The organism is Bradyrhizobium sp. LCT2, assembly GCF_009931255.1.
GTDB classification, from domain to species: Bacteria; Pseudomonadota; Alphaproteobacteria; order Rhizobiales; family Xanthobacteraceae; genus Bradyrhizobium; species Bradyrhizobium diazoefficiens.
The window spans coordinates 8,580,576-8,606,798 of record NZ_CP034432.1; the positions used below are offsets into that span (position 1 = coordinate 8,580,576).

Genomic DNA, 26,223 nt, shown 5'->3' on the forward strand with positions numbered 1-26,223 from the left:
CTGTCGATGGATATCCGTCGTCGCCGTGTCATTTTTGAAAATTCATATGTAACGAAGCGTGAGTAAGGAACCGCGCTGGGAAAAATCCATGATATCAATGCGCTTGCGCAGCGCCGCAGCGAACCGTTGAAATATCTTGCGAGAGATCGGTGAGCGACGGCCCGAGATCGCTTGCGGTCACGGCGCGCAAGGACGATAATTTCCACAGGGCATCCACAGCCTTAATCTCACGACTATCGGTTTTTCGGCCACCGCAGACATGACCCATGAAGACGAGAGCGAACTCGAAGCCGAGCTCGCCCGGTTGCAGCAGGAACACCGAGATCTCGACGCGGCGATCGATGCACTGCATCAATCGCCTGCCCCCGACCTATTGCGGTTACAGCGGCTGAAGAAGCGCAAGCTGTTGTTGCGCGACCGCATCGCCTTCATCGAAGACCAGATCACGCCCGACATCATCGCCTGATCCCCAGCGGGCTTTTCGCGGCGGGGCGAGCCGGGTGAATCCTCTTGACTCCAAAAGAACAAAATAGGAACATTCAAGCGCCAGACGCCCCCAGGAAACGCCCCAGAGAAACGCCCAAGGAACCTAGCAAGGACAACGCAGATGTCGGCAACCGCCCTTTTGGACAACAGCCATTATGAACAGGCCTGCGATCAGGCGATCGCGATGTGCGACGGCAATCTGCGCAGCACCATCAAGGCGCTGATCATGGCCAACGAATATCTGGAGGCGGAGCTCGAGGAATTGCAGGCGGCGATTTCAGCCGGCTGCATTCCGGAGACCTCTCGCAGCAAGGCGCGGAGCAGCGCCGCCTGATGTTGATGATCGGAGCAACGCCATGTCGGACGTCACCTACTACGTTGCAATGCCCTTCCTGATCGATGACGACGGATCGCCGGTCGCGGGCGCCGCGGAGGAATGTCAGTCCTCGACGGCCGCACTGCGGCGCGCCGAAATTCTGGCGCGCGGTGCCGGCCACATCGGCGCGGTCGCATTTTGCCGCAGCGGCGATCCCATGACCGGCGAATTCGGCGACGCGACGCTGCTGCGCAAGTTCGGCACCGTGCCGGAAGATCTGGCCACGTTGTAGGGCATTTATTGTTTGAGCATGATCTCCGCGCAAACGCGTTTCGCATTTGTCGCGAGGAAGATCGCTGCACACTTTGCGCTAGCGCGGCCCTTCGGGTCCGGATCATGCTCAGTTGCTGACCAGCCTGATCCGCGGCTCGTGCCGCCGGCGCGCCTTGCGCACATACATTGCGGCATCCGCCTCCTCCAAGGCGCGGCCTGCGTCGGAATGCGCCCCCAGCAACGCGACGCCGGCGGAGGCGCCCGCGGTCACATTCTGGCTGCGGAAGACGAAGGATAATTCATCGATCGCCTGCTCGAAGGCCGCGGCCTTCGCCTTGGCATCGGTCTCGTTGAGATTCCACAGCAGCAGCGCAAACTCGTCGCCGCCGAGCCGGCCGACCACGTCGGAGGCGCGGACCTGCCGCGTCAGCGCGCCGACGATCGCCTTGAGCACCTCGTCGCCGGCGGCGTGGCCGAAGGAATCGTTGATCGGCTTCAGCCGATCGACATCGAGCACGATCAGCGCGCCGGTGGCGCGATAGCGCTTCATGTAGGCGATGGCGCGCGTGAGCTCGCGCTCGAAGCCGCGCCGGTTCGGAATCTCGAGCAGGAAATCGGTGTCGGCGGCAGCTTCCAGTTCCGCGACCCGCCGCTCCGCCGCCTTGAGCTTGCTCCGCAGCCCGCGGATGATCTTTGCACTATCCTTGGTGCCATCAAGCGACGCTCCGCGCCGCGGCGGCTTGGCCGGACGCTTGGTGGCAGGTTTGGACCGGCCGGCGCTGATTTTCCGGCCCTTTTTGGCCTTCGCAGCGCTCGCCCTTTTTGGTTTCTTCATGGGCATCCTGCTCAATGAAGGCTTGCGGGGATTCACCAAGACAGGATAGTGCATTCCCTTCTCCTTGCCACCGCCTTGCGAGCCGCCGGCCGGAACCGTTAATCTGGCCTATGTTTCTGTTTTCCCGAGCACAATTAACGTCATGACCGCGCCGATCGCCATCATCATGGGAAGCCAGTCGGACTGGGACACGATGCGGCATGCCGCCGACACGCTCGAGGCGCTCGGCGTTGCCGCCGAGACCCGCATCGTTTCGGCACACCGCACCCCCGACCGGCTGGTCGCTTTCGCCAAGGGCGCCAAGGCGGCGGGTTACAAGATCATCATCGCCGGCGCGGGCGGCGCTGCACATTTGCCGGGCATGGCGGCGGCACTGACGGAGCTCCCGGTCTTCGGTGTTCCCGTCGAATCGAAGACGCTCAAGGGCGTCGATTCGCTCTATTCGATCGTGCAGATGCCCGCGGGCATCCCGGTCGGCACCCTTGCCATCGGCAAGGCCGGCGCGATCAACGCGGCGCTGCTTGCTGCCGCCGTGCTGGCGCTGTCCGACCCAGCCTTGTCCGACCGCCTCGCCGCCTGGCGCAAGGCACAGACCGAGGCGGTCGCCGAGCGCCCGGAGGACAAGGCGTGACTGACGCAAAGCAGGTGAAGCTGAAGCCCGGCGACACCATCGGAATCCTCGGCGGCGGACAATTGGGGCGGATGCTGGCCATGGCCGCGGCACGGCTCGGACTGCGCTGCCAGGTGTTCTCGCCCGATCCGGACTCGCCGGCCTTCGACGTCGTGCTGAACGCGACCTGCGCCGAATATGCCGACGTCGAGGCGCTCGAGCTGTTCGCCAACGACGTCGACGTCATCACCTACGAATTCGAGAACGTCCCGGCGGCCGCCGCGATGGTGCTGGACGCGCGCCGCCCGGTGTTGCCCAACCGCAAGATCCTGGAGACCACCCAGGACCGGCTCGCCGAGAAGGATTTCGTGACGCGGCTCGGCATCGGCACCGCAGCCTATGCCGACGTCACCTCCGTCCCCTCGTTGCGCGAGGCGATTTTAAGGATCGGTCTTCCGGCCGTGCTGAAGACCCGCCGCTTCGGCTATGACGGCAAGGGCCAGGCCATCATCCGCGCGGGCGACGACATCGCCAAGGTCTGGACCAGCCTCGCCACCAAATCGGCGATCCTGGAGGCCTTCGTGCCGTACGAGCGCGAGATCTCCGTGATCGCCGCGCGCTCGGTCGCGGGCCAGGTGGAATGTTTCGACGTCACCGAGAACGAGCACCGCGACCACATCCTGAAGATATCGCGCGCGCCCGCGCCGATCCCGGACGCGCTCGCCGAAGAGGCGCGCAGCATCGCAAGCAAGATCGCAAGCGCACTCGACTATGTCGGCGTGCTGGCGGTGGAGATGTTCGTGCTCGCCAATGGCACCGGACCAAAGGTGTTGGTCAACGAGATCGCCCCGCGCGTGCACAATTCCGGACACTGGACACTCGACGGCGCCTCCGTCTCGCAATTCGAGCAGCACATCCGCGCCATTGCCGGCTGGCCGCTCGGCAAGCCGGTGCGCCACGGCGAGATCGTCACCATGACCAATCTGATCGGCGACGAGATCAACGATTACGAGAAGTGGCTGAGCGTTCCGGGCGCGACCATCCACATCTATGGCAAGGGCGCACCGCGCCCCGGCCGCAAGATGGGCCATGTCACCGAGGTCCGGCCGCCCCGGGACAAGTGACGGGACCGCGGCAACCGCCGCGATCCCTTGCCGATTGGATTTTGTTTTGACGCGTTGTCTTGACGCGAACCGGTATCCACTTCGCTCGAAAACGCTCTAGGCCGCCTTCGCGCCTGCGACGACGCCGGTGGGCTCCTCGCTGAGCCAGCGATAGATCACCCCGCCAAGCGCGCCGCCGATCAGTGGCGCGACCCAGAACAGCCAGAGCTGCGCCATCGCCCAGCCGCCGACGAACAGCGCGGGGCCCGTGCTGCGCGCCGGGTTCACCGACGTGTTGGTGACGGGAATGCTGACGAGATGGATCATCACCAGCGCAAGCCCGATCGCGAGCGGCGCGAAGCCCGCGGGCGCGCGGCCATGGGTGGCACCCATGATGATGAACAGGAACATCATGGTCATCACCACCTCGGTGAGGAAGCAGGCCATCATGCTGTACTGGCCGGGCGAATGCGCGTCGTACCCGTTCGACGCGAAGCCCTTGGTGACGTCGAAGCCTGGGGCGCCGCTGGCGATGATGTAGAGCAGTTCGGCGGCAACGATCGCACCGCAGACCTGCGCAATCACGTAAGGCAGGATCTGTCCGGCCGGAAAGCGCCCGCCGGCGGCAAGGCCGACCGTGACGGCCGGATTGAGATGACAGCCCGAGATGTGACCGATCGCGTAGGCCATGGTGACGACGCTTAAGCCGAAAGCCAGGGACACGCCGACCAGGCCGATTCCGACCTGCGGGAAACCGGCCGCGATCACCGCGCTGCCACAACCTGCGAATGTGAGCCAAAAGGTGCCGATGGCCTCGGCAGCATATTTCTTCATATCCATGTGTCGTCCCCTCATTTCAAAGTTTCCGGAACAAAGCTCCGGTCGCCGCCCCGCCAAAGGCACCAAATCTCCCAAATCGGGGCCGCACAGAGGTATTTTCGCCCCATTTAATGGCTGAACTTGGCCCGAAAACCCGCTTGGCTGGTGGACATCCAGGGTTTTGTCTGATACATTCGCGCGCTCAAGGCTAAGGGCTTGTGCGTTTTGCCATCCCCTTTGACTTACCAGAATTCAAATCCGATCCACTGAAGAGGATGCCGCGTGCAGGTTCTCGTTCGCGATAACAATGTCGATCAAGCCCTCAAGGCGCTGAAGAAGAAGATGCAGCGCGAGGGTATTTTCCGCGAGATGAAGCTCCGCGGTCACTACGAAAAGCCCTCTGAGAAGAAGGCCCGCGAAAAGGCCGAAGCCGTGCGCCGCGCGCGCAAGCTGGCCCGCAAGAAGCTCCAGCGTGAAGGCCTGCTGCCGATGAAGCCGAAGCCGGTGTTCGGCGCTGGCGCCGGTGGTGAGCGCGGCGGCCGTGGCGGCCCGGGTGCTGGTCCGCGCGGACCGCGCTGATTTGCCGAATTTGTAAGACCTCAGTTTTCGATAACGCGGGCCGCTGGCCCGCGTTATTGTTTGTGAGCGGTGCCTTTCTGGGACGGGGCACTACCGATGCGGCGCTAAAGCGCGACGAGGTTGGTCGTCGCGCTTTAGATTGTTGTTTGAGCATGATCTTTTCGGAAAACCGCGGCACACTTTGCGCTGACGCGGCCCTTCGGGTCCGGATCATGCTCTAGCGCGAGCGAACCGTAGATGGCCTCCCCTTTCCCCGAGCGTGGCTTGGCGCGACTGCGCCAGATCTGGCAGCAACCGTTCGCACTGGCCTTGATGGGGATCGCACTATGCGGCTGCTCCTTCGATCTGGGATCGCTGATGCCGGAGAAGGAAAAGCCGCAGGAGGCCCCCAAGGCGGCGGCCGCCACGGAGAGCGCGGTCAGCCCCGGCAACGTCACTGAGGCCCAGACCCACACCGCAAAGGCCCAAGCCCTGGCCAAGTCAGGCGAGACGGCAGCAGCGCTGGACGAATTCAATCGCGCGGTCGGGCTCGATCCCTACAACGCGCAGGCGCTGTATGGTCGCGCGCTGATCTACCAGGGCAACAACCAGCACGATTTCGCCGTCGCCGATTTCACCGCCGCGAGCGGGCTCAACCCGCAAAAGGCCGAGCCCCTGCTCGGCCGCGCCATCAGCCATCTCGCCCTAGGCAAGATCAAGGAGGCTACGGCCGATCTCGACGAGGCTTCCGAGGCCGATCCGCACAATGCCCAGGTCTGGACCGCGCGCGGGCAGGCCTATGAGCGGCTGGGTGACAAGGCCAAGGCGGCAGCGTCCTACACCAAGGCGGTCGCACTTCGTCCACGCGACGATACCGCCCGCAGCGGCCTCGCCCGCGTCGGCGGCTGACAGCGCGGCGCAAGGGCCGTCTTAGTCGGGGGTGGCGCTCTTCGGCAGAACGGCGTGGAACATCGACTTGACGCCGGACAGCATCTCGTCGGCGACATTGGTCTTCTTCGGCCGCGGCACGGACACACCGGCATCGGCACGCAGATCGAGCGGAGGCGCGATCACCGGCACGGGAATGTCAGCCGGCGGCGTGATCCGATTCGGGTCGTCATTGCCGACCGAGGCCGTGTAGGACGGCGACGAACCGCCATTGCCATACGGCTCGGGCGAGGGCGTGGACACCGTGATCGGCGGCGGCAGCGGACGGACCGCGGACGGCTCCGTCGTGACGACACGCGGGGCCTCGGGGACGCGGGTGGCCTCGCGCACCGCGGGCTCGGGGGTCCGCTCGACCGGCTTGGTCTCGGCGGCTTTGGCTTCGGCAGCCTTGCCCTCAGGCGACTTGCGAAGACGCTCGATGGCGGCACGCGCCAGATCGTTGGCGTCGGGGGCCGCAGCCGGGGACGCCGCGGCCGGCGCAGAATTGGCCTCCACCACCGGGGCGGTAGCTGCCGGGATCGACTTCGCGGCCGCTTTCTCGCGCGCCGGGGGGCGGCCATGCGAGGTGGTGTCGGCGGGAGCGACGTCCGCAGCCTTGGTCTCAGGCTTGTCGGCGGGCTTCTCGGCCGCAGCCTTGTCCGTCGCAGTCTTGTCCGTCGCAGTCTTCTCGGAAACGCTCTTTTCGGAGACACCCTTGGCCTTGACGCCGGGCGCCGGCAGGTTGGCGACGTCGGCGGGCTTGCCGTTCTTGCCAGCCTCGGCGGGTGCCACCACGGCCGTAGGGGTATCGGCCGCCGGCTTGGCGTTGATGTAGTGATTAACGATGTACGCCCCGATGATCGTCGCGAGCACCGAGGGGAAAATATCCATCGAGATTTTAGCGAGGTATTTCAGCATTTCTCGGCCACTCCCCGCGCGATCTGATGCGGGAACTTTGGGGCATTGTAAGGGATCAACTGCGACGGATCGATGGCAAACGGTAACGCCGGACTTACAGCTTCAGCTCGATCTCAAGGAACACGATCTCAGTTGAGGTTTCGTTAAGTACGTCGTGTTGGACGCCGGCTTTGCGGAAGTAGGATTTTCCGGCCGCAAGCTGCGCCTTGGAACGCTCGCCGCCGGGGGCCACGATGGTCATTTCGCCGGCGACGATGGGAACAATCACATAGTCCATCCCGTGGGTGTGATGCCCGGTCGCGCTGCCCGGGGCGAGCCGCCATTCGGTCACCCGGACCTCTTCGTTGTCGATCTGAACCTCGGACTTGGCGGCAAGCATCGGGAACTCCTTCAGGCATGATCCGGAAAAGTGTGGGGCGGTTTTCCGGAAAGACCATGCTCAAACAATAACCAGAAGCGCGACCGCGCTTCAGGGCACGAAAACCATGAACACGTAGACGGCAAATACCACCATATGGACCAGCCCGAACAGGACATTGGTCCTGCCCGTGCCGAAGGTCAGCATGCTCAAAAAGAAGGTCAGGAGCAAAAGGACGCTGCCCTGGGCGCTGAGGCCGAGTTCGAGCTCCTTGTCGAAGGCGTAGGTAGCGATGCCGACGGCCGGGATGGTGAGACCGATGGTCGCCAGCGAGGAGCCGAGGGCGAGGTTGATGCTCTTCTGGAGATCGTTCTTGCGGGCCGCCGCAATGGCCGAGACACCTTCGGGCATCAGGATCAGGAGCGCGACCAGAAGGCCGGCAAAGGCCGGCGGCGCGCCGATCCTGGCGGCGACGGCATCGACCACGAGCGAGAATTTCTTGGCCAGCAGCACGACTGCCAGGAGCGAGACCAGGAGCAGCCCCACGGTGAGCGCGAGCGCCCCGGCCGACGGGTGCGCCTCCCCGCCCTCGCCCTCCGCCCGTTCATGAACGAAGTAGTCCTTGTGCAGGACGGTCTGGGTGTAGAGAAACACCGCGTAGAGCGCGAGCGTCACCACGTCGACGAAGCCGAGCTGAACCGCCGAATAGACCGGGCCCGGCGTGGTGGTGGTGTAATTCGGCATGATCAGCGTGATGGTCGCGAGCGCGAACAGGACGCTGAGATAGACGTTGGCCCCGGAGAGCTGAAAACCCTGCTCGCGATAGCGCAGGCCGCCGATAAAGATGCAGAGCCCGACGAGGCCGTTGCAAACGATCATGACCACGGCGAACACGGTGTCGCGCGCCAGTTCCGGCGCCGGCTTGTCGCCCAGCATGATCGTGGTGATCAGGGCCACCTCGATGATGGTCACCGAGAGCGTCAGCACCAGCGTGCCATAGGGCTCGCCGACCCGTTCGGCGATCACTTCGGCATGATGAACGGCGGCGAACACCGTGCCGAACAGGATGACCAGAAGGACGATGGCGAAGACGAGCCCGCCCAGCGAGAGCGTGAAGACGTAGCCCGTCGCACTGACGGCCGCAAACAACAGCACGGCCAGCGCCGGGAAGATCCAGGCCGACCGTGGCATCGGATTATGCGCGCTCATCCACCAGCTCCAGTTGTAGATCCGAGCAGTAGCAAATCGGCCGGCAGATTCAATGCCAGTGCAGGAGCGGTGCGACCGGCAGGACGGTCAGCAGCAGGAACAGCGGGATCAGCACGGCGCCGGCGCGCAGGAGATAGCCGAAGAAGCTCGGCATCTCGACGCCGTTTTCGCGGGCGATGCTGGCGACCATGAAGTTCGGCGCATTGCCGATATAGGTGAGCGCCCCCATGTAGACCGCGCCCATGGAGATGGAGGCGAGCGTGCCCGAGAGCGCATGCATCAGCACCTGCGGGTCGCCGCCGGCGAGCTCGAAGAACAGCAGGTAGGTCGGCGCATTGTCGAGGAACGCCGACATCACACCCGTGAACCAGAAATAGGCGACCTCGCGCGGCGTTCCGTCCGGTGCCGTGACGGCGGACAAAAGCCAGGCGAAGGCGCCGTGGTGCCCGGCATCGAGCATGGCAATGACCGGGATGATGGCGACAAAGATGCCCGCGAACAGCTTTGCGACTTCGCGGATCGGCTCCCAGGTGAAGCCGTTGGCCTGCCTGTGCTCGTCCGGCGTCAGCCACACCGACAGCGCGACAATGGCCAGCAGCGCCACGTTGCGGGCGATGTCTTCCAGCTCCAGCCTGGTTCCGAGAATGTCGAAGGCAATGCCGGGCTTCCACATCGCCGAGGCCAGCAGGCTCGCGACGATGGCTGCAATCAGCACGAGGTTGACGAGGCCGCGGATCCGCACCGGCTTCACAGGACCCGTGTCGCCGGGCGGCGGCTCGCTCCTGAAACGCCAGACGTCGACGGCGACGAAGATGACGAGCAGCAGTCCGGCAACGATCGTCGTCTGCAGCCAGATGTTCCGCGTGGTCCAGAAGAAGTCGACGCCGTGCAGGAAGCCGACGAACAGCGGGGGATCGCCGAGCGGGCTCAGCGCGCCGCCGACATTGGCGACCAGGATGATGAAGAAGATGACGACATGAGCGTTGCGGCGCCGCGGCCGGTTGGCCCGGATCAGGGGGCGGATCAGGATCATCGCCGCCCCGGTGGTGCCGACGACGCTCGCCATCAGCGTGCCGAGCGCGAGGATGCCGGCATTCGCCGCCGGCGTGCCCCTGATGTCGCCCGTGATGAGAATGCCGCCGGCCACGACATAGAGCGAGAACAGCAGCACGATGAAGCCGAGATATTCGGCGAGCATGGCGTGGACGAGTGCGGCCAGCGTCGCCATGCCTCCTGCGAGCCAGACCAGCGAGCCGAGCGCCAGCAGTGACCAGGCCGCGGCGATCTTGCCGTAATGGTGGTGCCAGAACTTTGCAAACAGCAGCGGCCCGAGCGCGATCGACAGCAGGAGACCGGCAAAGGGCAGTGCATAGGGCCAGCGCATCGCCGCGCCGTCGAGTTCCGTCGCGGCCCATGCCTGCTGCGGCAACAGCGCGAGGATCGCAGCGACGGACAGGTCGCCGCGCAGCATCACGAGCTGTCTAGGAAGCAATGAAGCGCTTTGCTGTTTCGATCGCACCGAAAGCATCAAGATTGTCGTGTCCTCCGGCCGCAAAGCGAACGAACTGCTTCGGTTCATGCGCGAGCGCGAACAGACGCTCTCCGAACACGATCGGAATGGCAAGGTCATTGGTGCCATGCATCACCAATAGCGGCACCGTGACGCGCGCAATTCGCTCGTCGGAGCGAAACTGATCGCGCATCAGGAGGCGGACCGGAGCGAAGCGGAACAGCGAGGCGGCGACCTCGACCGTCGAGGTGTACGGCGCCTCCAGGACCAGCTTACGGACCGGATGTTCGGAGGCGATGGCGACCGCAACGCCCGTCCCGAGCGAGAAGCCCCAGGCGACGATTCGTTCCGCCGCGTAGCGCGCCATCGTGAAGGCGTAGGCGGCCGCGGCATCGCGCAGCAGACCCTCCTCGCTCGGCGCACCGGAGGAGCCGGCATAGCCGCGATAGGACAGCGCGACGAGGCCGGTGCCGTCGGCGGTCATCGCCTTGAAGCGGCTGACGCCGCCCGCGAGAAAATCGCCGTTGCCGGGAAAATACAGAATCACGGGGCGGCCGGGCCTGGCCGGCACGTGCCAGACGATGACCTTCTCGGCATCGGACGTGGTCAGGACGTGCTCTTCCGCCTCGGGCAGGCCGGCGGCATCAGGAGCGGTGCGACCGACCGGCGGGATCGGAAACAGCATCTCGCGCTGCCGGACATACAGCACGACGAGACCGGCGCAATAGACGGCCGCGAGCAGGATGGCGATCCACTTGACGATGGTCATGATGATGCGGCCGGTCTCCGGCTCTGGGCTTGCGCCGGCTCCGCAGCAATTTCATGACGTCGAGCCGGATGCTCGCGGGAACGTCGCGGCAGCCGCACGCCGCCGCATGCGCGGCGCGCCATTTGACGCGCTGCTCGCGCGTCGCTTTGGGTGGCATGCGATGGGACCGGTGCCATTCCTTGTTGATGGCCACGATCCGCTTCCCTCGCGGGCTACATCGCCTTGACGATGTTCTCGGTGACCTTCTTGGCGTCGCCGAGCAGCATCATGGTGTTGTCGCGGTAGAACAGCGGATTGTCGATGCCGGCATAGCCCGAGGCCAGCGAGCGCTTGATGAACATCACGGTGCCGGCCTTCCAGACCTGAAGCACGGGCATGCCGTAAATCGGGGAGGTCTTGTCCTCTTCGGCCGCCGGGTTGGTGACGTCGTTGGCGCCGATCACGAAGGCGATATCGGCCTGCGCGAACTCGGAGTTGATGTCCTCGAGCTCGAACACCTCGTCATAGGGCACGTTGGCTTCGGCCAGCAGCACGTTCATGTGGCCGGGCATGCGGCCGGCCACGGGGTGAATGGCGTATTTCACCTCGACGCCTTCCTTCTTCAGCATGTCGGCCATTTCGCGCAGCGCGTGCTGGGCCTGCGCCACCGCCATGCCGTAACCGGGCACGATGATGACCTTGGAGGCGTTCTTCATGATGAAGGCCGCGTCATCCGCCGAGCCGAGCTTGGCGGGCTTCTGCTCGCCGGTGCCGCCGCCGGCGGCAGCCGTCTCGCCGCCGAAGCCGCCGAGAATGACCGAGATGAAGGACCGGTTCATCGCGTGGCACATGATGTAGGACAGGATCGCACCGGAGGAGCCGACCAGCGCGCCGGTGATGATCAGCGCGGAGTTGCCGAGGGTGAAGCCGATACCAGCCGCGGCCCAACCGGAGTAGGAGTTCAGCATCGAGATCACGACCGGCATGTCGGCGCCGCCGATCGGGATGATCATGAGCACGCCGAGCGCCAACGCGAGGATAACGATCATCCAGAAGTCGAACGCGCTGCCGGTCAGCACGAGACCGACGATGAAGAACACCAGCGCCACGGCGAGCGCGATGTTGATGATGTGACGGAACGGCAGGATGATCGGCGCACCGCTCATCCGCGCGGACAGCTTCAGGAACGCGATCACCGAACCGGTGAAAGTCAGCGCGCCGATGGCGACGCCGAGCGACATTTCAACGAGGCTCTGGCCATGGATATTGCCGGGCGTGCCAATGTCGAACGCTTCAGGCGCGTAGAACGCGCCGGCAGCGACCAGCACCGCGGCCATGCCGACCAGCGAGTGGAAGGCAGCGACCAGTTCCGGCATCGAGGTCATCGGCACGCGGCGCGCGATGACCGCGCCGATGGCGCCGCCGATGGCGATGCCGACGATGACCAGCACCCAGGCCAGGCCGTCAGCCGGCGGATGGTTGGCGAGCGTGGTGGCGACCGCGATCGCCATGCCGATCATGCCGAACAAATTGCCCTGGCGCGAAGAGGCCGGGCTCGACAATCCCCGCAGCGACAGGATGAACAGCACCCCCGCCACGAGATACAAGAATGCAGAGAGATTGGCGTTCATCTCAGGTCCCCATTGATCCCTTCAGCCCGAGGTGGCCGCTTACTTCGACTTCTTCTTGTACATCGCCAGCATGCGCTGGGTGACAAGGAAGCCGCCGAAGATGTTCACGCAGGCGAAGATCAGCGCCACGAAGCCGAAGGCGCGTGCCCAGCCCGAGCCGCTCGAGACGTTCGCGACGCCGCCGGCGAGCAGCGCACCGACCACGATCACCGAGGAGATCGCGTTGGTCACGCTCATCAGCGGCGTATGCAATGCCGGCGTCACCGACCACACCACGAAATAGCCGACGAAGACGGCGAGAACGAAGATCGACAGCCGGAAGACGAAGGGGTCGACGACCTGTGCTGCATGCTCCATGGCGGCTCTCCTTAGACCTTCGGCTGGAAGTTCGGGTGGATGACAGCGCCGTCCTTGGTCAGCGCGGTCGCCTTGACGAGTTCGTCGTCCCAATTCACGGCGAGCTTCTTCTCCTTCTTGTCGACCATGGTCTCGATGAAGGAGAACAGATTGCGCGCGTAGAGGCTGGAGGCCGAGGCCGCGACGCGGCCTGCGACATTGGTGTAGCCGACGATCTTGATGCCATCGATGTCGACGACCTCGCCCGGCTTCGCGCCCTCGACATTGCCGCCGCGCTCGACGGCGAGATCGACCAGCACCGAACCCGGCTTCATCGACTTGACCATCTCGCCCGAGACGAGCATGGGCGCCGGCCGGCCCGGAATCAGCGCCGTGGTGATCACGATGTCCTGCTTCTTGATGTGCTCGGCGGTGAGCGCGGCCTGCTTGGCCTGATACTCTTTCGACATTTCCTTGGCGTAGCCGCCCGCGGTCTGCGCGTTCTTGAACTCCTCGTCCTCAACGGCGAGGAACTTGGCGCCGAGCGATTCGACCTGCTCTTTCGTCGCGGGCCGTACGTCGGTCGCAGTGACGATGGCGCCGAGGCGGCGCGCGGTCGCGATCGCCTGGAGACCGGCGACGCCGACGCCCATTACGAACACCTTTGCGGCGGGCACGGTGCCGGCCGCGGTCATCATCATCGGGAAGGCGCGGCCGAAGGCTTCGGCGCCCTCGATCACGGCACGGTAGCCGGCGAGGTTGGCCTGCGAGGACAGCACGTCCATCACCTGCGCGCGCGTGATGCGCGGCATCAATTCCATCGCGAATGCGGAAACGCCGGCATCGGCCATCGCCTTCAGCGCGGCATCGTTACCGTAAGGGTCCATGATGGCGATGACGAGCGCCCCACGCTTGTATTGCGCAAGCTCCGATGCCTCGGGGCGCTTCACCTTGATGATGATGTCGGCGTCCTTCAGCGCGTCAGTGCTGACGGTGGCACCCACGGCGGTGAATTCGGAGTCCGGCAGCCCCGACTTGAGGCCGGCGCCCGGCTCGACGGCGATCTCGGCGCCGAGCGCTTTGAACTTCTTCACCGTATCAGGCGAAGCGGCAACGCGCGGCTCCGACGGATCGATTTCCTTGGCAACGGCGATCTTCATAGGCCCTCCGGCGGCGCGGGAAAAAGCGCGCACGCAAACTTAGCGTCACTCCCGCAACGTTGGATACCGGTTTTGGCACCGGTTTGAATGCAAATTTTATGGGCACCGACGGCGCTGTCGGTGCGGCAGACGATGGATCAGGTGAGGAAGATCGCCATCAGGATCACGATGAGCGCGACCGAGGCCGTGCCGTATTTCACCAGCTTGATGAAGCCCTCATAGGTCTGCTCGTGGGCAACGTAGTCGTTGCCGTCGGCAGTGGTGTACGCCACTTCGCTATGGTCAGCCATGGATTGTCCCCAGTCGAAAGTCGAATTCTGGGGCTGGGATACCTTAATCTTTCGGGCAGGGCAACGGCAGGCAAGCGCGGTTTTCCCGCAAATCAGGTCATTTGGAATTCCGATTGCCGGGAATTCGGGCTCTCGCGCCGCTCAGCCCTGATCGATCATTGTGGCGGTGACACTCACGGTCGGTCGCCGGGGCTCCGGAAGACCGAGCGCCGCGCGGACCGCGTCGATCGCCTTCTCGCCCGCCTCGGTAAATCGCGCCATGCGCGGATCCGTACCGGGACCGACCGCCACGGAATGGTCGCCGGCCAGGAAGCCATGGGTCATGTGGAACCCCAGCGCGCGATAGACCTCGAACTGCTCCTCCGAGAAGAACTGATCGCCGGTGGTCTCGTGGGGGAAGGTGTCGTTCCGCCGCGCATAGTCGCGGATGTAGTCGTTCTCGTCGCTGGAGAGCGAGGACTTGATATAGACGAGATAGCCCTTGTCATCGCCGCCATAGTCGATGCTGCCGATCGCCACATGGACGTGCGGGGCCTCGTCCGCGGCGCCGGAGGACGCTTGTGCGGACTTCCTGTCGGCGTTCTCCGCCATGATGGCGCGGGTGCGGTCGCGGATCGGCGTCCAGGGCAGATCGATCCGGACCCCGAGGTCGATGCGGGCATAGCGCTGCAGCTTCATCAGCGAGGAGAAATTCATCGGCGCGTCGGCTTCCGCGTCGACCGCGACGATCACCTTGCAGCGCCGGCGCAGCAGCTCGTAGACGCCGAGATTTTCGATGTGGCCGCCGTCGGTGAGATAAACGCCGTCGCTGTTCTCGTAGAGACGGCCTGAGATTTCCGACCACAGGAACAGCGGCGTGGAGCGGCGCTGCGGCCGGGCTGTGGCCTCGACATAGCGCGGGTTGTTCAGCCAGTAGCCCAGCCGCACGTTCAACAGCGCGAGCGTCGGCGTCAGCGCCTTGATCGAGTTCGAGCCCATATTCGACGACGCCGCCGCCCCCGATATCGCCATGGCGGTGGCAAGGTCGAGGCTTTGCTCCAGACGCTCGACCGCCGGCGTCCTGGCGTACCGCGTCGCCTCGCTGCCGACATAGAGCGGCGAGAAGACGAAGAAGTCCGCATTGCGGCCGCGCCGGTTGGCGAAGTCCGACCCCTGGATGTTGAGCGCCGTGTTGATGAGATGATAGGGCGCCCGCAGCTTCGGCGCGGCCGGCCGATCGGTCGTCGTGGCACCGTCGTCCGCGACCACGAAGAGCTCGCTCAACTTCATGCGATCGAGCGGCTTGAAATCGCGCCCCTGGTCGAGGCTCGCCTCGGCGCGCGCGATATTGCCGTCTGCGGAGCGGCCGGGGTCGAACAGGAAAGCCTTGCTCAGCCGATCGCGGTACAGACGGTGCAGCGAATTCGCATTCGGTGTCAGGGACCAGGAGATCGCAAACAGCAGCATGCCGACGAGCGTGTACAGGATCACCACGGGCAGGCTGTGCGCGTAGCCGGAGCCTCGATCCGTCCAATCGAATTGTCTTGCGACATTGCCCGCGGCAAATGCGAGCCACGCCGGAACGTGGGATACCGGCGTCAACCAGTCCGTCGTCGCCGTCGCTGCGGCAGCTTTTGGCGTGATCTCAGCCGAGAGGGTGCCGGCAGCCGCGTCGAACTCGATCTTGCCCGACAGGTTTGCCGACGCGGGCACAGTCGATTTGTTGGCGGCGAGACAGCCCTTCTGCGCAATAACGGTCAGAGGCGCCTGGCATTTTTCGATCGGATCGTTGGCGATGCCCCAATAGGACAGATAGAGATAGGCGACCCAGATGATCAGCGGCAGCGCCAATCCCGCGATCCACAGCGCGACCTTGGCGATGATCGCGAGCACCAGCGAGCCCCATTGCGAGGATACGCTGTTGCCCTTCAGGAGTTCGGCGAACTGCTGCCTGAAGGCCGTGACGAATATGCCGATCGGCGCGGCAATCGCGGCGAGCGATTTGATCCAGGTGACGGCGACGCCGCCGACCGGCCCGCCGATCGTGTTGCTGTCGACGACATCGAACATCTGCAACAGCATGAAGGGCTGGAACTCGAAGAACGCGATCACGGCAAGCAGCACCAGGAAGGTCGCGCCGGCCGTCGGCCAATGCGAGCGAAACTCCTGGCGGTTCTCGGGACTTGCAAATGACTGCTTGAGCGCCCAGCCGAAGAACAGGCCGATGCCGATGATCGCCGTTGCCAGCGTCAGCGCGAAATTCCTGATCTGAAGGACGCGGGCGAAGTCGCACGCGATGCCAAGCAGGAACGCGATGCCCGCGGCATAGGTCAGGAAGACGGTTGGGCCGATGCCCCGTTCCGCGCGTGAGAGCAGATAGGCAATTCCGCCGCAGGCAAGCAGCACCAGCGCAACGATCGCGCCGATGGCGGCGAAACCGAAACGGTCCGCGATCCAGCCGAAATGGTGCAGCTCACATTGCGGCGAAGCGCCGTCGGCAAGATCGACACCGAAGAAGTTCGCGACCGTCAGGCAGCTCCGCAGCGGGGTCGACCAGATGGTAACGGCGGCGAGCAGCAGCACCGCCGGCAGCGTCAGCCCGATATTGGCGATCAGGCCGCGCGCCACGATCGCAATCCCGGTCAGGAGATCGCGGAAGCCGGCCGGGACCAGGTAGTTGGAATAATTCCTGATGTGCCCGACCGACGGCGTGTCGCTGATCTCGCTGGCGGTCACGGTTTCCCCGGTCGGCCGCTCGCCGAACACGAAACGGCCTGTCACCGTCATGGTCGTGCTGAGCGAGGTGCCGATGTAGCCGCCACCCGATACGGTGGAGAGATAGTCGATCCGTCCGATCAAATCGTGGTGGTTCAAGGCCTGGAGCACGCCGAGACACATGGCCGAGGAGCGGATGCCGCCGCCCGACAAGGCGAGCCCGACGACGTCGAGCATCTGGCAGGCGACGATACCGTCGGGGTCGATTTGCCGCGCCTCCTCGCGGCGCGTGTTGATGGCCTCGATCTCGTCGCGCACGATCTGCTGATGCTTCTCGCACCAGGGCGTTTCCTCCTCGAAGGCTGCGGCGTTCCGTGCTGCGCCAGGTCGCGGGACCTGTCCCTGGTCGGGCATGCGAGCCTCTCCCGAGCAACAAAAAGCGATCGGCAATCAAGAGTTGAAAAAATAAATCAAGTATCTACAGGATTAGTCTCGCCTCCGGCGCGAACGTTCAACGCGGGCGCGGGAACCCGAGGCGGCCAGGCGCCCGCGCGCCCGACGCCTCAGCCCATCGCCTCCAGCTCGTCGATCATCCCGGCAATGACCGAAAGGCCGCCGTCCCAGAATTTGGGATCCTTGGCATCGAGCCCGAACGGCCGCAGCAGCTCGGAATAGTGCTTGGTGCCGCCGGCGGCGAGCATATCGAGATAGCGCTCGGCAAAGCCCTCGGCCGCGTTCTCGTAGACCGCGTAGAGCGAGTTCACCAGACAATCGCCGAAGGCATAGGCATAGACGTAGAACGGCGAATGGATGAAGTGCGGGATGTACATCCAGTAGTTCTCGTAACCGGCCTTGATCTCGATCGCCGGCCCCAGGCTCTCGCCCTGCACCGACAGCCAGATCTCGCCGAGCCGCGTCGCGGTGAGCTCGCCGTTCTTGCGCTCGGTGTGGACCGCGCGCTCGAAGGAATAGAAGGCGATCTGCCGGACCACGGTGTTGATCATGTCCTCGACCTTGCCGGCGAGCAGCGCCTGGCGCTGCCTGGCGCTCTTGGTCTGCGCCAGGAGCCGCCTGAAGGTCAGCATCTCGCCGAACACGCTCGCGGTCTCCGCCAGCGTCAGCGGCGTCGGCGCCATCAGCGCGCCGTTCTTGGCCGCCAGCACCTGATGCACGCCATGACCGAGCTCGTGGGCGAGCGTCATCACGTCGCGCGGCTTGCCCTGGTAGTTCATCAGCACGTAGGGGTGCGCCGACGGCGTGGTCGGATGCGAGAACGCGCCCGGCGCCTTGCCCGGACGCACCGGCGCGTCGATCCAGCGGTCGGTGAAGAAGCGCTCGGCGATGTCGGCCATTTTGGGCGAGAAGCCGCGATAGGCCGTCAGCACCATGTTGCGCGCATCAGGCCAGCCGATGACGTCCGTCGCCGCAAACGGCAGCGGCGCGTTGCGGTCCCAATAGGCCAGCCGCTTCTTGCCGAACCACTTTGCCTTCAGCGCGTAATAGCGATGCGACAGCTTTGGATAGGCCGCGCGCACCGAGGCCACCAGCGCATCCACCACCTCGCGCTCGACGCGGTTGTTCAGGTGGCGGGAATCCGCGACGTCCTTGAAGCCGCGCCAGCGGTCGGAGATGTCCTTGTCCTTGGCCAGCGTGTTGGTGATCAGCGCGAAAGTGCGCTCATTGGCCTTGAAGGTCTTCGCCAGCGCCTCCGCCGCGGTTTTGCGCTTGGCGCCGTCGCGGTCCTGCAACAAATTGAGCGTGGGCTCGATCGCGAGCTCCTTAGGGCCGACCTTGAAGCGCAGGCCGGAGATGGTCTGGTCGAACAGCCGGTTGAAGGCGGAATAGCCGGTCTGCGCCTTCTCCAGGAAAAGCTGCTCGAGCTTGTCGTCGAGCTGATAGGGCTTCTCCTTGCGCAGATCCTCGATCCAGGGACGGTAATGTGCGAGCTCCGGCGCCTGCATCGCACGGGTCAAAATATCGTCATCGACACGATTGAGCTCGAGCGCGAAGAACAGAAGATGGGTGGACGCCGCCGTCAGCCGCTCGGAGACATCGCCGTAAAACTTTGAAATCTTGGGATCAACGCTGTCGCCGGCATGGACGAGACCGGCATAGGAGCCGAGACGGCCGGCGAGATCGTCGATCGCCTCATAGCGTCGCACGGCCTCGGCGAGCCATTTTCCGCCATCTTCATTTGCTGTCCCTGTCGCGAGCTTGCCTTTGTAGTCGGTCTCGAACGCGACGCAATCGGCATCCATCCTTTCGAGATCGCGCGCCACTTCCGGCGCGTCGATCCCGGAATAGAGATCGGCGAGGTTCCATTCCGGAAGCCTGCCGGTCTTGCTCGCAGGCTTGGCTAGTGAAGACTCGGCGACTGAAGACTTGGCGAGTGACGACTTGGAGGGCTTTGCCTTGACGATGGCTTTCTTGGCGGCGGATGTCCTGGTGTTCGGCTTGCGGAGAGCGGGTTTGCTGGGAGCGGGCTTCTTCAAGGCAGACTTTCCGAGAGCGGACTTGGAGCGCGAATTCATTGTGTGGGAAACCTGTGTTCAACAAGCGCGGCGGCGGGCCAGGGCATCAAGGTTTAAGAGTGCGTTAATCGGCTTCGGCCAGAGTGCCCCGATTCGAGACAGATAGTAGTAGCGTGCGGGGAACACCATGGCTGCCAGTATTTTGATCGCCGACGACGACGCTGTAGCCCGCCGGCTGATCGAGAACATGGTGCAGAAATGCGGCTATGAGACGGTCGTCGTGGACTCCGGCGACGCCGCGATCGCCGCCCTCACCGCCCCCGATGCACCTGCGATCGACGGCGTCATCCTCGACCTCGTGATGCCCGGCCTCGACGGCATGGGCGTACTGGCGAAGATCCGCGAAGCCGGCCTCAGCGTGCCTGTGATCGTGCAGACCGCCCATGGCGGCATCGACAACGTGATCTCGGCGATGCGCGCCGGTGCTGCCGATTTCGTGGTCAAGCCGGTCGGCATGGAGCGGCTCCAGGTCTCGCTTCGCAACGCGCTCAACGCCTCCGCGCTCAAGGGTGAACTACAGCGCATCCGTCACAGCCGCGAGGGCCGGCTGACCTTCTCCGACATCATCACCCGCGCCGAGGCGATGGCCGGCGTGATGCGCACCGCGCAGAAGGCGGCGAACTCCTCGATCCCGGTGCTGATCGAGGGCGAGTCCGGCGTCGGCAAGGAGATGTTCGCGCGCGCCATCCATGGCAGCGGCGAGCGCAAGGCCAAGCCGTTCGTCGCGGTCAATTGCGGCGCGATCCCCGACAACCTCGTCGAGTCCATCCTGTTCGGCCACGAGAAGGGCGCCTTCACCGGCGCCACCGAACGCCACACCGGCAAGTTCGTCGAGGCCCACGGCGGCACGCTGTTTCTGGACGAGGTCAGCGAGCTGCCGCTGGCTGCGCAGGTCAAGCTGCTGCGCGCGCTCCAGGAAGGCGCGGTCGAGGCCGTCGGCGGCCGCAAGCCGGTGAAGGTCGACGTCCGCATCATCTCGGCAACTAATCGCAGGCTGCTGGAACGGGTGAAGCAGGGACATTTCCGCGAAGACCTGTTCTATCGCCTGCACGTGCTGCCGCTGACGATCCCCTCGCTGCGGACCCGGCGCGAGGACATCCCGCATCTGCTCCGGCATTTCCTGGCGCGCTTTGCCGCCGAGGAGAACCGCACCATCACCGGCATCAGCGGCGAGGCCGTGGCGCATCTCGCCCAGCTCGACTGGCCGGGCAACATCCGCCAGCTCGAAAATGCGGTGTACCGCGCCGTGGTGATGAGCGAGGGCGACCAGCTTGGCCTTGGCGATTTCCCGCTGCTCGCCTCGCAGCCGTATCCCGCAACCGAGATTCCGACCGCGCCGCTGATGCTCGAACCGATCGCGGCGCCTTCCGTTGTGTCGTCGGGTAGCGAAATACCGATTGCGCCGCTCCCCTCGGTGGGAACTCTTCCCATGCTGACCGCGACCGGCGACGTCCGCCCTCTGGAGGACATGGAGAACGAGATCATCCGCTTCGCGATCTCGCATTACCGCGGGCAGATGTCCGAGGTCGCCCGCCGCCTCAAAATCGGCCGGTCCACGCTCTACCGAAAACTCGACGAGGCCGGGGTTCCCGGACATGGCGGGAAAAGCGGCGAGGAGACGCACTGAGCCTCATGCGAACGGAGGTTCGCGCGACGGCGCGAGGCGACTGTAAGCCGTTCGCATGACGACAGAATTCGACTGCGATTTGAACCGTGACCTGGAAGTGACAGACAGAGGGAAAAGCGCGCGGCAGAGGCGCACAATCCGTTGCCAAGAGGCTCCCTTGAAGTCAGTTTGTCGTGAGTTGTCCCGGGTAGCGCTGGCTGCAAAATCGGGGCCTGTATATCGTCTGCGTATGAATCGTTGCGTGCAGGCGTGCAACTTTCGAGAGGCCGGCGCGGTTTAGCCGAAGCTCAATTAGGCGATAACGAAGCTGTTCCACGAGGGACAGTTCACCCGAGGGGTGCGACACAATGCGTGACTGTTTGAACCACCGTGCAGGCTTTGACCGTGTCTTGATGACGGTCGCAGCAACCTTCCTCACGGTGTCGGCCAGCTCGGCCCTGGCGCAGGATCAGGCGCGCAGCAGCGCCGCCGAGCTCGCGATCGAAGCCGCGATCCCGCGCCCCGAGCCCGCCAACGTCCCGCCCCCGACTGCCTCCGACATCAAGCTCGACGCCACCGCCACGGTCCAGGACTCCGCGAAGGAGCCGGCCAAGGAACCCGTGAAGGCCGAAGCCGCTCCCGCGCCGGACAAGGTTGAGACCAAGCCGTCCGACGTCGCCACCACGCCCGCCACTGAGGCGCCGAAGAGCGAGACGGCTAAAACGGAGCCCGCGACGACCGAGCCCGCCAAATCTGAACCAGCAAAGGCCGACACTGCGACGACCGCGCCGGCCGCGCCTGCGGCTCCCGCCACCGCAGCGGCTCCTGCCGCCGAGCCGGTCAAGGCCGCGAGCAGCGTGCCCGCCGCCGACCAGCCGGTCGCCGACAAGCTGAAGGATATCATCGGCGCCAAGACCTCGCGCCATTTCGACCGCAAGAACGAACGCGCGGCGATCGAGAAGTTCTACGGCGCCCGCGACTTCGCGCCGGTGTGGACGCAAGCCGGCAGCCTGACCGCCGCGGCCAAGGGCGTGATCGCGCGGCTGAAGGATGCGGCCTCCGACGGCCTCAATCCGGCCGATTATCCGGTGCCGGATTTCGCCGCCGCCACGACCCCCGATGCGCTCGCCGACGCCGAGCTCAAGCTCACCGCCAGCATGTTCGACTATGCGCGCCAGGCCCAGAGCGGCCGCATGCACTGGTCGCAGGTCAGCGCCGACATCCTCTATCCCGAGCATCCGGTCGACCCGAGCGAGGTGCTCGCCAAGGTCACGACCGCGGCTGACGCCTCCGCGGCGCTCGACAGCTACAACCCGCCGCAGAAGCTCTACAAGGAACTGAAGGCGAAGCTCGCAGAGCTCCGCGGTCAGGGCAGCGGTCCGGTGATCGAGATCGCCGACGGTCCGGCGCTGAAATACACCCCCGCCGGCAAGAAGCAGGCTGAAATCGTCGTCGAGGATCCACGCGTGCCGCAGCTTCGCAGCAAGCTCGGCATCACCGAGAATGCGAGCGACACCCGCTATGACGCCACGGTCGCGGAAGCCGTGCGCAAATTCCAGAACAGCGCCGAGATCAAGGCGACCGGCATCCTCGACGACAAGACGGTCAAGGCGCTCAACACCCCGAAGCGCGACAAGCAGATCGACACGGTGCTGGTGAACATGGAGCGCTGGCGCTGGCTGCCGCGCGACCTCGGCGTGCCCTCGCTGGGCGATGCCTATGTCATCCTCAACATTCCCGACTACACGCTGAAGGTGATGCAGCGCGGCCAGCCGGTCTGGACCACCCGCGTCGTCACCGGCAAGCCGGGCCAGCACGCGACGCCCCTGCTCACCGAAACGATGAAGTACATCACGGTCAACCCGACCTGGAACGTGCCGCCGTCGATCGTCTACAACGAATACCTGCCGGCGCTTCAGCAGGACCCGACCGTGCTTCAGCGCATGGGACTCAAGCTCGAACAGAACCGCGACGGCTCCGTGCACATCTCGCAGCCGCCGGGTGAAGCCAACGCGCTCGGCCGCATCCGCTTCAACTTCCCGAACAAGTTCCTGGTCTATCAGCACGACACGCCGGACAAGAACCTGTTCGCCAAGGAAGACCGCGCCTTCAGCCACGGCTGCATGCGTGTGCAGAACCCGGATCAGTACGCCTCCGTTCTGCTCAACATCGCTATGCCGAACGAGAAGTACACGCCGGAGCGCGTGCGCAGCATGTACGGCAAGAGCGAGATCGATCTGAAATTCCCGACCCCGATTCCGGTCAACATCACCTATCAGACCGCGTTCGTGGACGATGCCGGCAAGCTGCAATTCCGCAAGGACGTCTACGGCCGCGACTCGACCATGATCAACATCCTGAAGAACAGTCGCGGCAAGGATCTCGAGAATATCGTCGCGCACTCCCAGCCGAGCTATTCGCGCCCGGCAACGACGCTGCCCTCGGGCGTGGCAGTGGCCAACAATGGCGGCGGCTTCGGCTCGTCCGGTCCGAACTTCTTCGAGCGGCTGTTCGGCGCCCCGACCCCGCCGCCGGCTCCGGTCGGCCGCAGGCCGCAGCGGGTGTTTACCCGCTGAGCCGGGCCCGGCCGCTCGTTTCCTGAAATTCTGCAATAAAATCAACGCCCCCGTCCCCTGGATGGGGGCGTTTCACGTTAATCATTCTCGACCCGGGCCCCGGGCAGCGGGCGTTTTTTTGCCACACTCAACCGGTTAGGTTTGTATTCTGACTTGGTTTGGGGGCGGGAAGGTCAACCTCGAATTAACCTTCTCGCTTTAGTAAAGCGTTCATCCTCTTTCTCGCGCTAACGGGGTTGGCGGGAGAGTCCATTTGAACGCTCGTCGACTGGGTGGGCTCATACGTGCTGACTGGTCTTGCACGCCAATTCGCTGTGCTGTCGTTGTCCCATGCGGGAGTGAAGGCCGGATCCCGGATCGGCCTTGCTGCCGTGTTGCTGCTTGCTGCCGCGGGTTCGGTCCATAATGCCGCCGCGCTGAACGAGACCAAGACGCTCTCCTTCCACCACACCCATTCCGGCGAAGACCTCACCGTCACCTTCAAGCGCGACGGCCGCTACGACGACGCGTCGCTGAAGCAGCTCAACCACTTCCTCCGCGACTGGCGCACCCAGGACGAGACGGTCATGGACCGTCACCTGTTCGACATCCTCTGGGAAGTCTATCGCGACGTCGACGGCAAGCAGCCGATCCAGATCATCTCCTCCTACCGCTCCCCCGCCACCAACGCGATGCTCCGCCGCCGTTCGTCCGGTGTGGCGCGCTTCAGCCAGCACATGCTGGGGCATGCGATGGACTTCTACATTCCGGGCGTGCCGCTGGAGCAGATCCGTTTCGCCGGCCTGCGCCTCCAGCGCGGCGGTGTCGGCTTCTATCCGACCTCCGGCTCGCCCTTCGTGCATCTGGACACCGGCAGCATCCGGCACTGGCCGCGCATGACGCATGACCAACTCGCCCGCGTCTTCCCGGACGGAAAGACGGTGCATCTGCCGACCGACGGCACGCCGCTGAAGGGCTATGAGCTCGCCAAGGCCGAGATCGAGCGCCGCGGCAACGGTGACGACGGTGCCAGCAAGCCGAACTTCTTTGCCGCCCTGTTCAAGAGCAAGTCGGCGCCGGCAGCCAGCAGCAACGACGAGGATGACGAGGGCGCACCAGCCCCGGCCGCCAAGCCCGTGGCGCCCACCGTGGTCGCCGCTGCGGCCAAGCCGGCCGATCCGGTGCCGACGCCGCGCGCCAAGCCGCAGGTCGCCGCCACGCTGCAGCTCGCCTCGGCCGATGCGCAGATCGTTGCGCCGCCCAAGCCGAAGCCGGCGCCCGTGGCTGACAAGCCGGCGGCCGGCAAGCCTGAAACCCCGGCCGACATCATCAATGCCCGCGGCTTCTGGGACACTCCGGCGACGCCGCAGCAGGCGACACCGGCGCAGATCGCCGCGCTGAAGGCCCGCCAGGCGCTTGCCGCCGCGACCGATCCGCAGCCCACCGCCAGCGTCTCCAACGCAACTCTTCAGGCGCTGGCTTACGCACCGGCCGCCTCCCCGGTCGATCGCGCCAACGTCGTTGCCGCTTCCGCGCCGATCCCGCGCTCGGCCCGTCCCGCCGCCGCGTCCCGCAGCGGCGCCCAGGCAACCGAGATCAACACGGTGGTCGGCAAGAGCGTCGACGGCATGGTCGCAACCGCGACCCGGCTCTCCGCGGCCAAGGGCGAGAGCATCTGGCTCAAGATCGTGATGCTGTCGCCGAGCGCCAGCCGCGCGATGTCGGTGACGCTGATGGGCGAGCTCGATATGACCGCGCTGCGCGGCTATTTCGTCAAGCCGCAGGCCGTGATCGCCATGGGCTTCACCGACGATCCGATGCAGGGCCTGTCCTGCGACAGCTTCTCGGGCAGCGCCACCGCGAAGCTCGATACGACCTCCTTCGTCGTTCGCACCGCCGCGTTGCGCTGAGGCGGTATTTCCACGAACACAATGTCGTGGCCCGGATGGTGCGCGCGCACTGGGTTTACTTGTCCGTGACGACAGATGAACGGATTCTGCCCAAGCCTGGTGCGCATATGCACTAAGGAGGATTCCCCCACTTCCAACGGGTAATCACCCGGTATCGCTGCGCATTCCAAACGCGCATTATGGCAGTGCGCGAAAAACCCGGAAGGGAGCGTGCGATGTCAGTTCCATGCAAGTCTGAGCTCAGCCTTCTGAACCAGGACGAGCGCGAAGTCATATTGAATACGCACCATCCCGTGGTTGGAGAGATGGGGCGCGATGGACTTGAGGGCCTTCGCGACCGGCTACGGGATCTGCGCGACAGGGAGCGTACATTGTCGCGGCATCGACGCCGCGAAACAAAGGGGACGACCGACCCGCGCGGCAAGAGTTTCTCCGGAACGGCAGAGCACGCAAACCGGCGCCAATCGGTCTTCGCTGCCGCCATCAAGCGCGTCAAGAACGAGCTGAGGCGCATCCGAAAGTTTGAGGCACGACGAGAGCTCGGGGAAGCGGCGCGACGGGCGCTGGCACTTCGTCGGACACGTCAGTTTTCCCGACCGCAGACGACCCCAACTTCGCATGACGGCATGCGGCCCATCCCAAGCCGTCGCCGGATCAAGAAACTTCCACCGGAAAAAATCGGAAGGGTCTCGCAGGCCAACAAGCGGGCGCAGGCGGGACGAGACTCCAAACGCGGACGCGGCAATTGAGACGAGACCGACAATCCTGCCGATAGAGGCTGCGCGCCGGACCGGCGCAACGGCGTGCTCGCCATTTCCAAGACTGTAGTGTCGAAACCCG

At 64.9% G+C, this 26,223-nt stretch carries 24 protein-coding genes; 11 read left to right on the forward strand and 13 right to left on the reverse strand.

Annotated elements, in window-relative coordinates; translation table 11 throughout:
• Positions 1–259: 259 nt before the first annotated feature.
• From EI171_RS40525 to EI171_RS40535, 3 genes are all read left to right on the forward strand, one after another.
• A complete protein-coding gene (locus tag EI171_RS40525) occupies positions 260–466 on the forward strand; it encodes a YdcH family protein (RefSeq protein ID WP_011089847.1) in 207 nt (68 codons plus the stop codon).
• A 141-nt stretch (positions 467–607) separates the two neighbouring features.
• Positions 608–820, forward strand: coding sequence for a hypothetical protein (locus EI171_RS40530; protein WP_027545542.1), 213 nt, complete (start codon positions 608–610; stop codon positions 818–820).
• A gap of 22 nt (positions 821–842) precedes the next feature.
• On the forward strand, positions 843–1,094 hold the full coding sequence (locus tag EI171_RS40535; protein WP_161536535.1) for a hypothetical protein: 252 nt from the start codon (positions 843–845) through the stop codon (positions 1,092–1,094).
• Positions 1,095–1,202: 108 nt separating this feature from the next.
• Here EI171_RS40535 and EI171_RS40540 read toward each other — a convergent pair whose 3' ends face one another.
• Positions 1,203–1,910, reverse strand: coding sequence for a GGDEF domain-containing protein (locus EI171_RS40540; RefSeq protein WP_161536536.1), 708 nt, complete (start codon positions 1,908–1,910; stop codon positions 1,203–1,205).
• 142 nt (positions 1,911–2,052) lie between these two features.
• On the opposite strand from EI171_RS40540, the gene purE reads away from it, so the two are divergent.
• Together purE and EI171_RS40550 are read left to right on the forward strand one after the other, a co-directional pair.
• Positions 2,053–2,541: a 5-(carboxyamino)imidazole ribonucleotide mutase gene (purE, locus tag EI171_RS40545; RefSeq protein WP_011089851.1), complete on the forward strand. Its 489-nt coding sequence runs from the start codon at positions 2,053–2,055 to the stop codon at positions 2,539–2,541.
• Entirely contained in the window at positions 2,538–3,644 is a 1,107-nt protein-coding gene (locus EI171_RS40550) for a 5-(carboxyamino)imidazole ribonucleotide synthase (RefSeq protein ID WP_011089852.1), read from the forward strand. The genes purE and EI171_RS40550 overlap by 4 nt, the downstream gene beginning before the upstream one ends.
• Before the next feature lie 96 nt (positions 3,645–3,740).
• On the opposite strand, the gene aqpZ is transcribed toward EI171_RS40550, so the two are convergent.
• A complete protein-coding gene (gene aqpZ, locus EI171_RS40555; RefSeq protein ID WP_011089853.1) occupies positions 3,741–4,463 on the reverse strand; it encodes an aquaporin Z in 723 nt (240 codons plus the stop codon).
• Positions 4,464–4,724: 261 nt separating this feature from the next.
• Between aqpZ and rpsU the strand changes: the two genes are divergently transcribed.
• Positions 4,725–5,021 carry a 30S ribosomal protein S21 gene (rpsU, locus tag EI171_RS40560; protein WP_011089854.1) on the forward strand — a complete coding sequence of 99 codons (297 nt, stop codon included), beginning with the start codon at positions 4,725–4,727 and terminating at the stop codon, positions 5,019–5,021.
• 237 nt (positions 5,022–5,258) lie between these two features.
• The gene (locus EI171_RS40565; protein ID WP_028173026.1) at positions 5,259–5,909 is read left to right on the forward strand and encodes a tetratricopeptide repeat protein; all 651 of its coding nucleotides are present in this window, start codon (positions 5,259–5,261) and stop codon (positions 5,907–5,909) included.
• A 21-nt stretch (positions 5,910–5,930) separates the two neighbouring features.
• Here the strand turns inward: EI171_RS40565 and EI171_RS40570 are convergent, their stop codons facing one another.
• From EI171_RS40570 to EI171_RS40620, 11 genes are all read right to left on the reverse strand, one after another.
• Positions 5,931–6,845: a hypothetical protein gene (locus tag EI171_RS40570; protein ID WP_161536537.1), complete on the reverse strand. Its 915-nt coding sequence runs from the start codon at positions 6,843–6,845 to the stop codon at positions 5,931–5,933.
• 94 nt (positions 6,846–6,939) lie between these two features.
• On the reverse strand, positions 6,940–7,224 hold the full coding sequence (locus EI171_RS40575; protein WP_028173024.1) for a cupin domain-containing protein: 285 nt from the start codon (positions 7,222–7,224) through the stop codon (positions 6,940–6,942).
• A 90-nt stretch (positions 7,225–7,314) separates the two neighbouring features.
• Entirely contained in the window at positions 7,315–8,412 is a 1,098-nt protein-coding gene (locus EI171_RS40580) for a calcium:proton antiporter (protein WP_011089858.1), read from the reverse strand.
• A gap of 49 nt (positions 8,413–8,461) precedes the next feature.
• Entirely contained in the window at positions 8,462–9,883 is a 1,422-nt protein-coding gene (locus tag EI171_RS40585; protein ID WP_371740356.1) for a sodium:proton antiporter, read from the reverse strand.
• A gap of 10 nt (positions 9,884–9,893) precedes the next feature.
• Positions 9,894–10,691 (reverse strand): alpha/beta hydrolase, encoded by a 798-nt coding sequence (locus EI171_RS40590; RefSeq protein WP_161536539.1) that lies wholly within the window; start codon positions 10,689–10,691, stop codon positions 9,894–9,896.
• A 212-nt stretch (positions 10,692–10,903) separates the two neighbouring features.
• Positions 10,904–12,301, reverse strand: coding sequence for an NAD(P)(+) transhydrogenase (Re/Si-specific) subunit beta (locus EI171_RS40595; RefSeq protein ID WP_011089861.1), 1,398 nt, complete (start codon positions 12,299–12,301; stop codon positions 10,904–10,906).
• Between the two features lie 39 nt (positions 12,302–12,340).
• Complete coding sequence (locus EI171_RS40600) at positions 12,341–12,658, reverse strand: proton-translocating transhydrogenase family protein (protein WP_011089862.1); 318 nt, start codon at positions 12,656–12,658, stop codon at positions 12,341–12,343.
• A gap of 11 nt (positions 12,659–12,669) precedes the next feature.
• Positions 12,670–13,797 carry a Re/Si-specific NAD(P)(+) transhydrogenase subunit alpha gene (locus EI171_RS40605; RefSeq protein WP_161536540.1) on the reverse strand — a complete coding sequence of 376 codons (1,128 nt, stop codon included), beginning with the start codon at positions 13,795–13,797 and terminating at the stop codon, positions 12,670–12,672.
• 137 nt (positions 13,798–13,934) lie between these two features.
• On the reverse strand, positions 13,935–14,087 hold the full coding sequence (locus EI171_RS40610) for an aa3-type cytochrome c oxidase subunit IV (protein WP_008136857.1): 153 nt from the start codon (positions 14,085–14,087) through the stop codon (positions 13,935–13,937).
• A gap of 141 nt (positions 14,088–14,228) precedes the next feature.
• Positions 14,229–17,195 carry a cell division protein gene (locus EI171_RS40615; protein WP_161536541.1) on the reverse strand — a complete coding sequence of 989 codons (2,967 nt, stop codon included), beginning with the start codon at positions 17,193–17,195 and terminating at the stop codon, positions 14,229–14,231.
• Positions 17,196–17,344: 149 nt separating this feature from the next.
• Complete coding sequence (locus tag EI171_RS40620; RefSeq protein WP_161536542.1) at positions 17,345–19,312, reverse strand: M3 family oligoendopeptidase; 1,968 nt, start codon at positions 19,310–19,312, stop codon at positions 17,345–17,347.
• A 127-nt stretch (positions 19,313–19,439) separates the two neighbouring features.
• Between EI171_RS40620 and EI171_RS40625 the strand changes: the two genes are divergently transcribed.
• From EI171_RS40625 to EI171_RS40640, 4 genes are all read left to right on the forward strand, one after another.
• The gene (locus EI171_RS40625; RefSeq protein WP_011089866.1) at positions 19,440–20,939 is read left to right on the forward strand and encodes a sigma-54 dependent transcriptional regulator; all 1,500 of its coding nucleotides are present in this window, start codon (positions 19,440–19,442) and stop codon (positions 20,937–20,939) included.
• Positions 20,940–21,286: 347 nt separating this feature from the next.
• Positions 21,287–23,494, forward strand: coding sequence for a murein L,D-transpeptidase (locus tag EI171_RS40630; protein ID WP_161536543.1), 2,208 nt, complete (start codon positions 21,287–21,289; stop codon positions 23,492–23,494).
• 272 nt (positions 23,495–23,766) lie between these two features.
• Positions 23,767–25,383: a DUF882 domain-containing protein gene (locus EI171_RS40635; protein ID WP_161536544.1), complete on the forward strand. Its 1,617-nt coding sequence runs from the start codon at positions 23,767–23,769 to the stop codon at positions 25,381–25,383.
• Between the two features lie 215 nt (positions 25,384–25,598).
• On the forward strand, positions 25,599–26,132 hold the full coding sequence (locus EI171_RS40640; protein WP_161536545.1) for a hypothetical protein: 534 nt from the start codon (positions 25,599–25,601) through the stop codon (positions 26,130–26,132).
• Positions 26,133–26,223 lie beyond the last annotated feature (91 nt).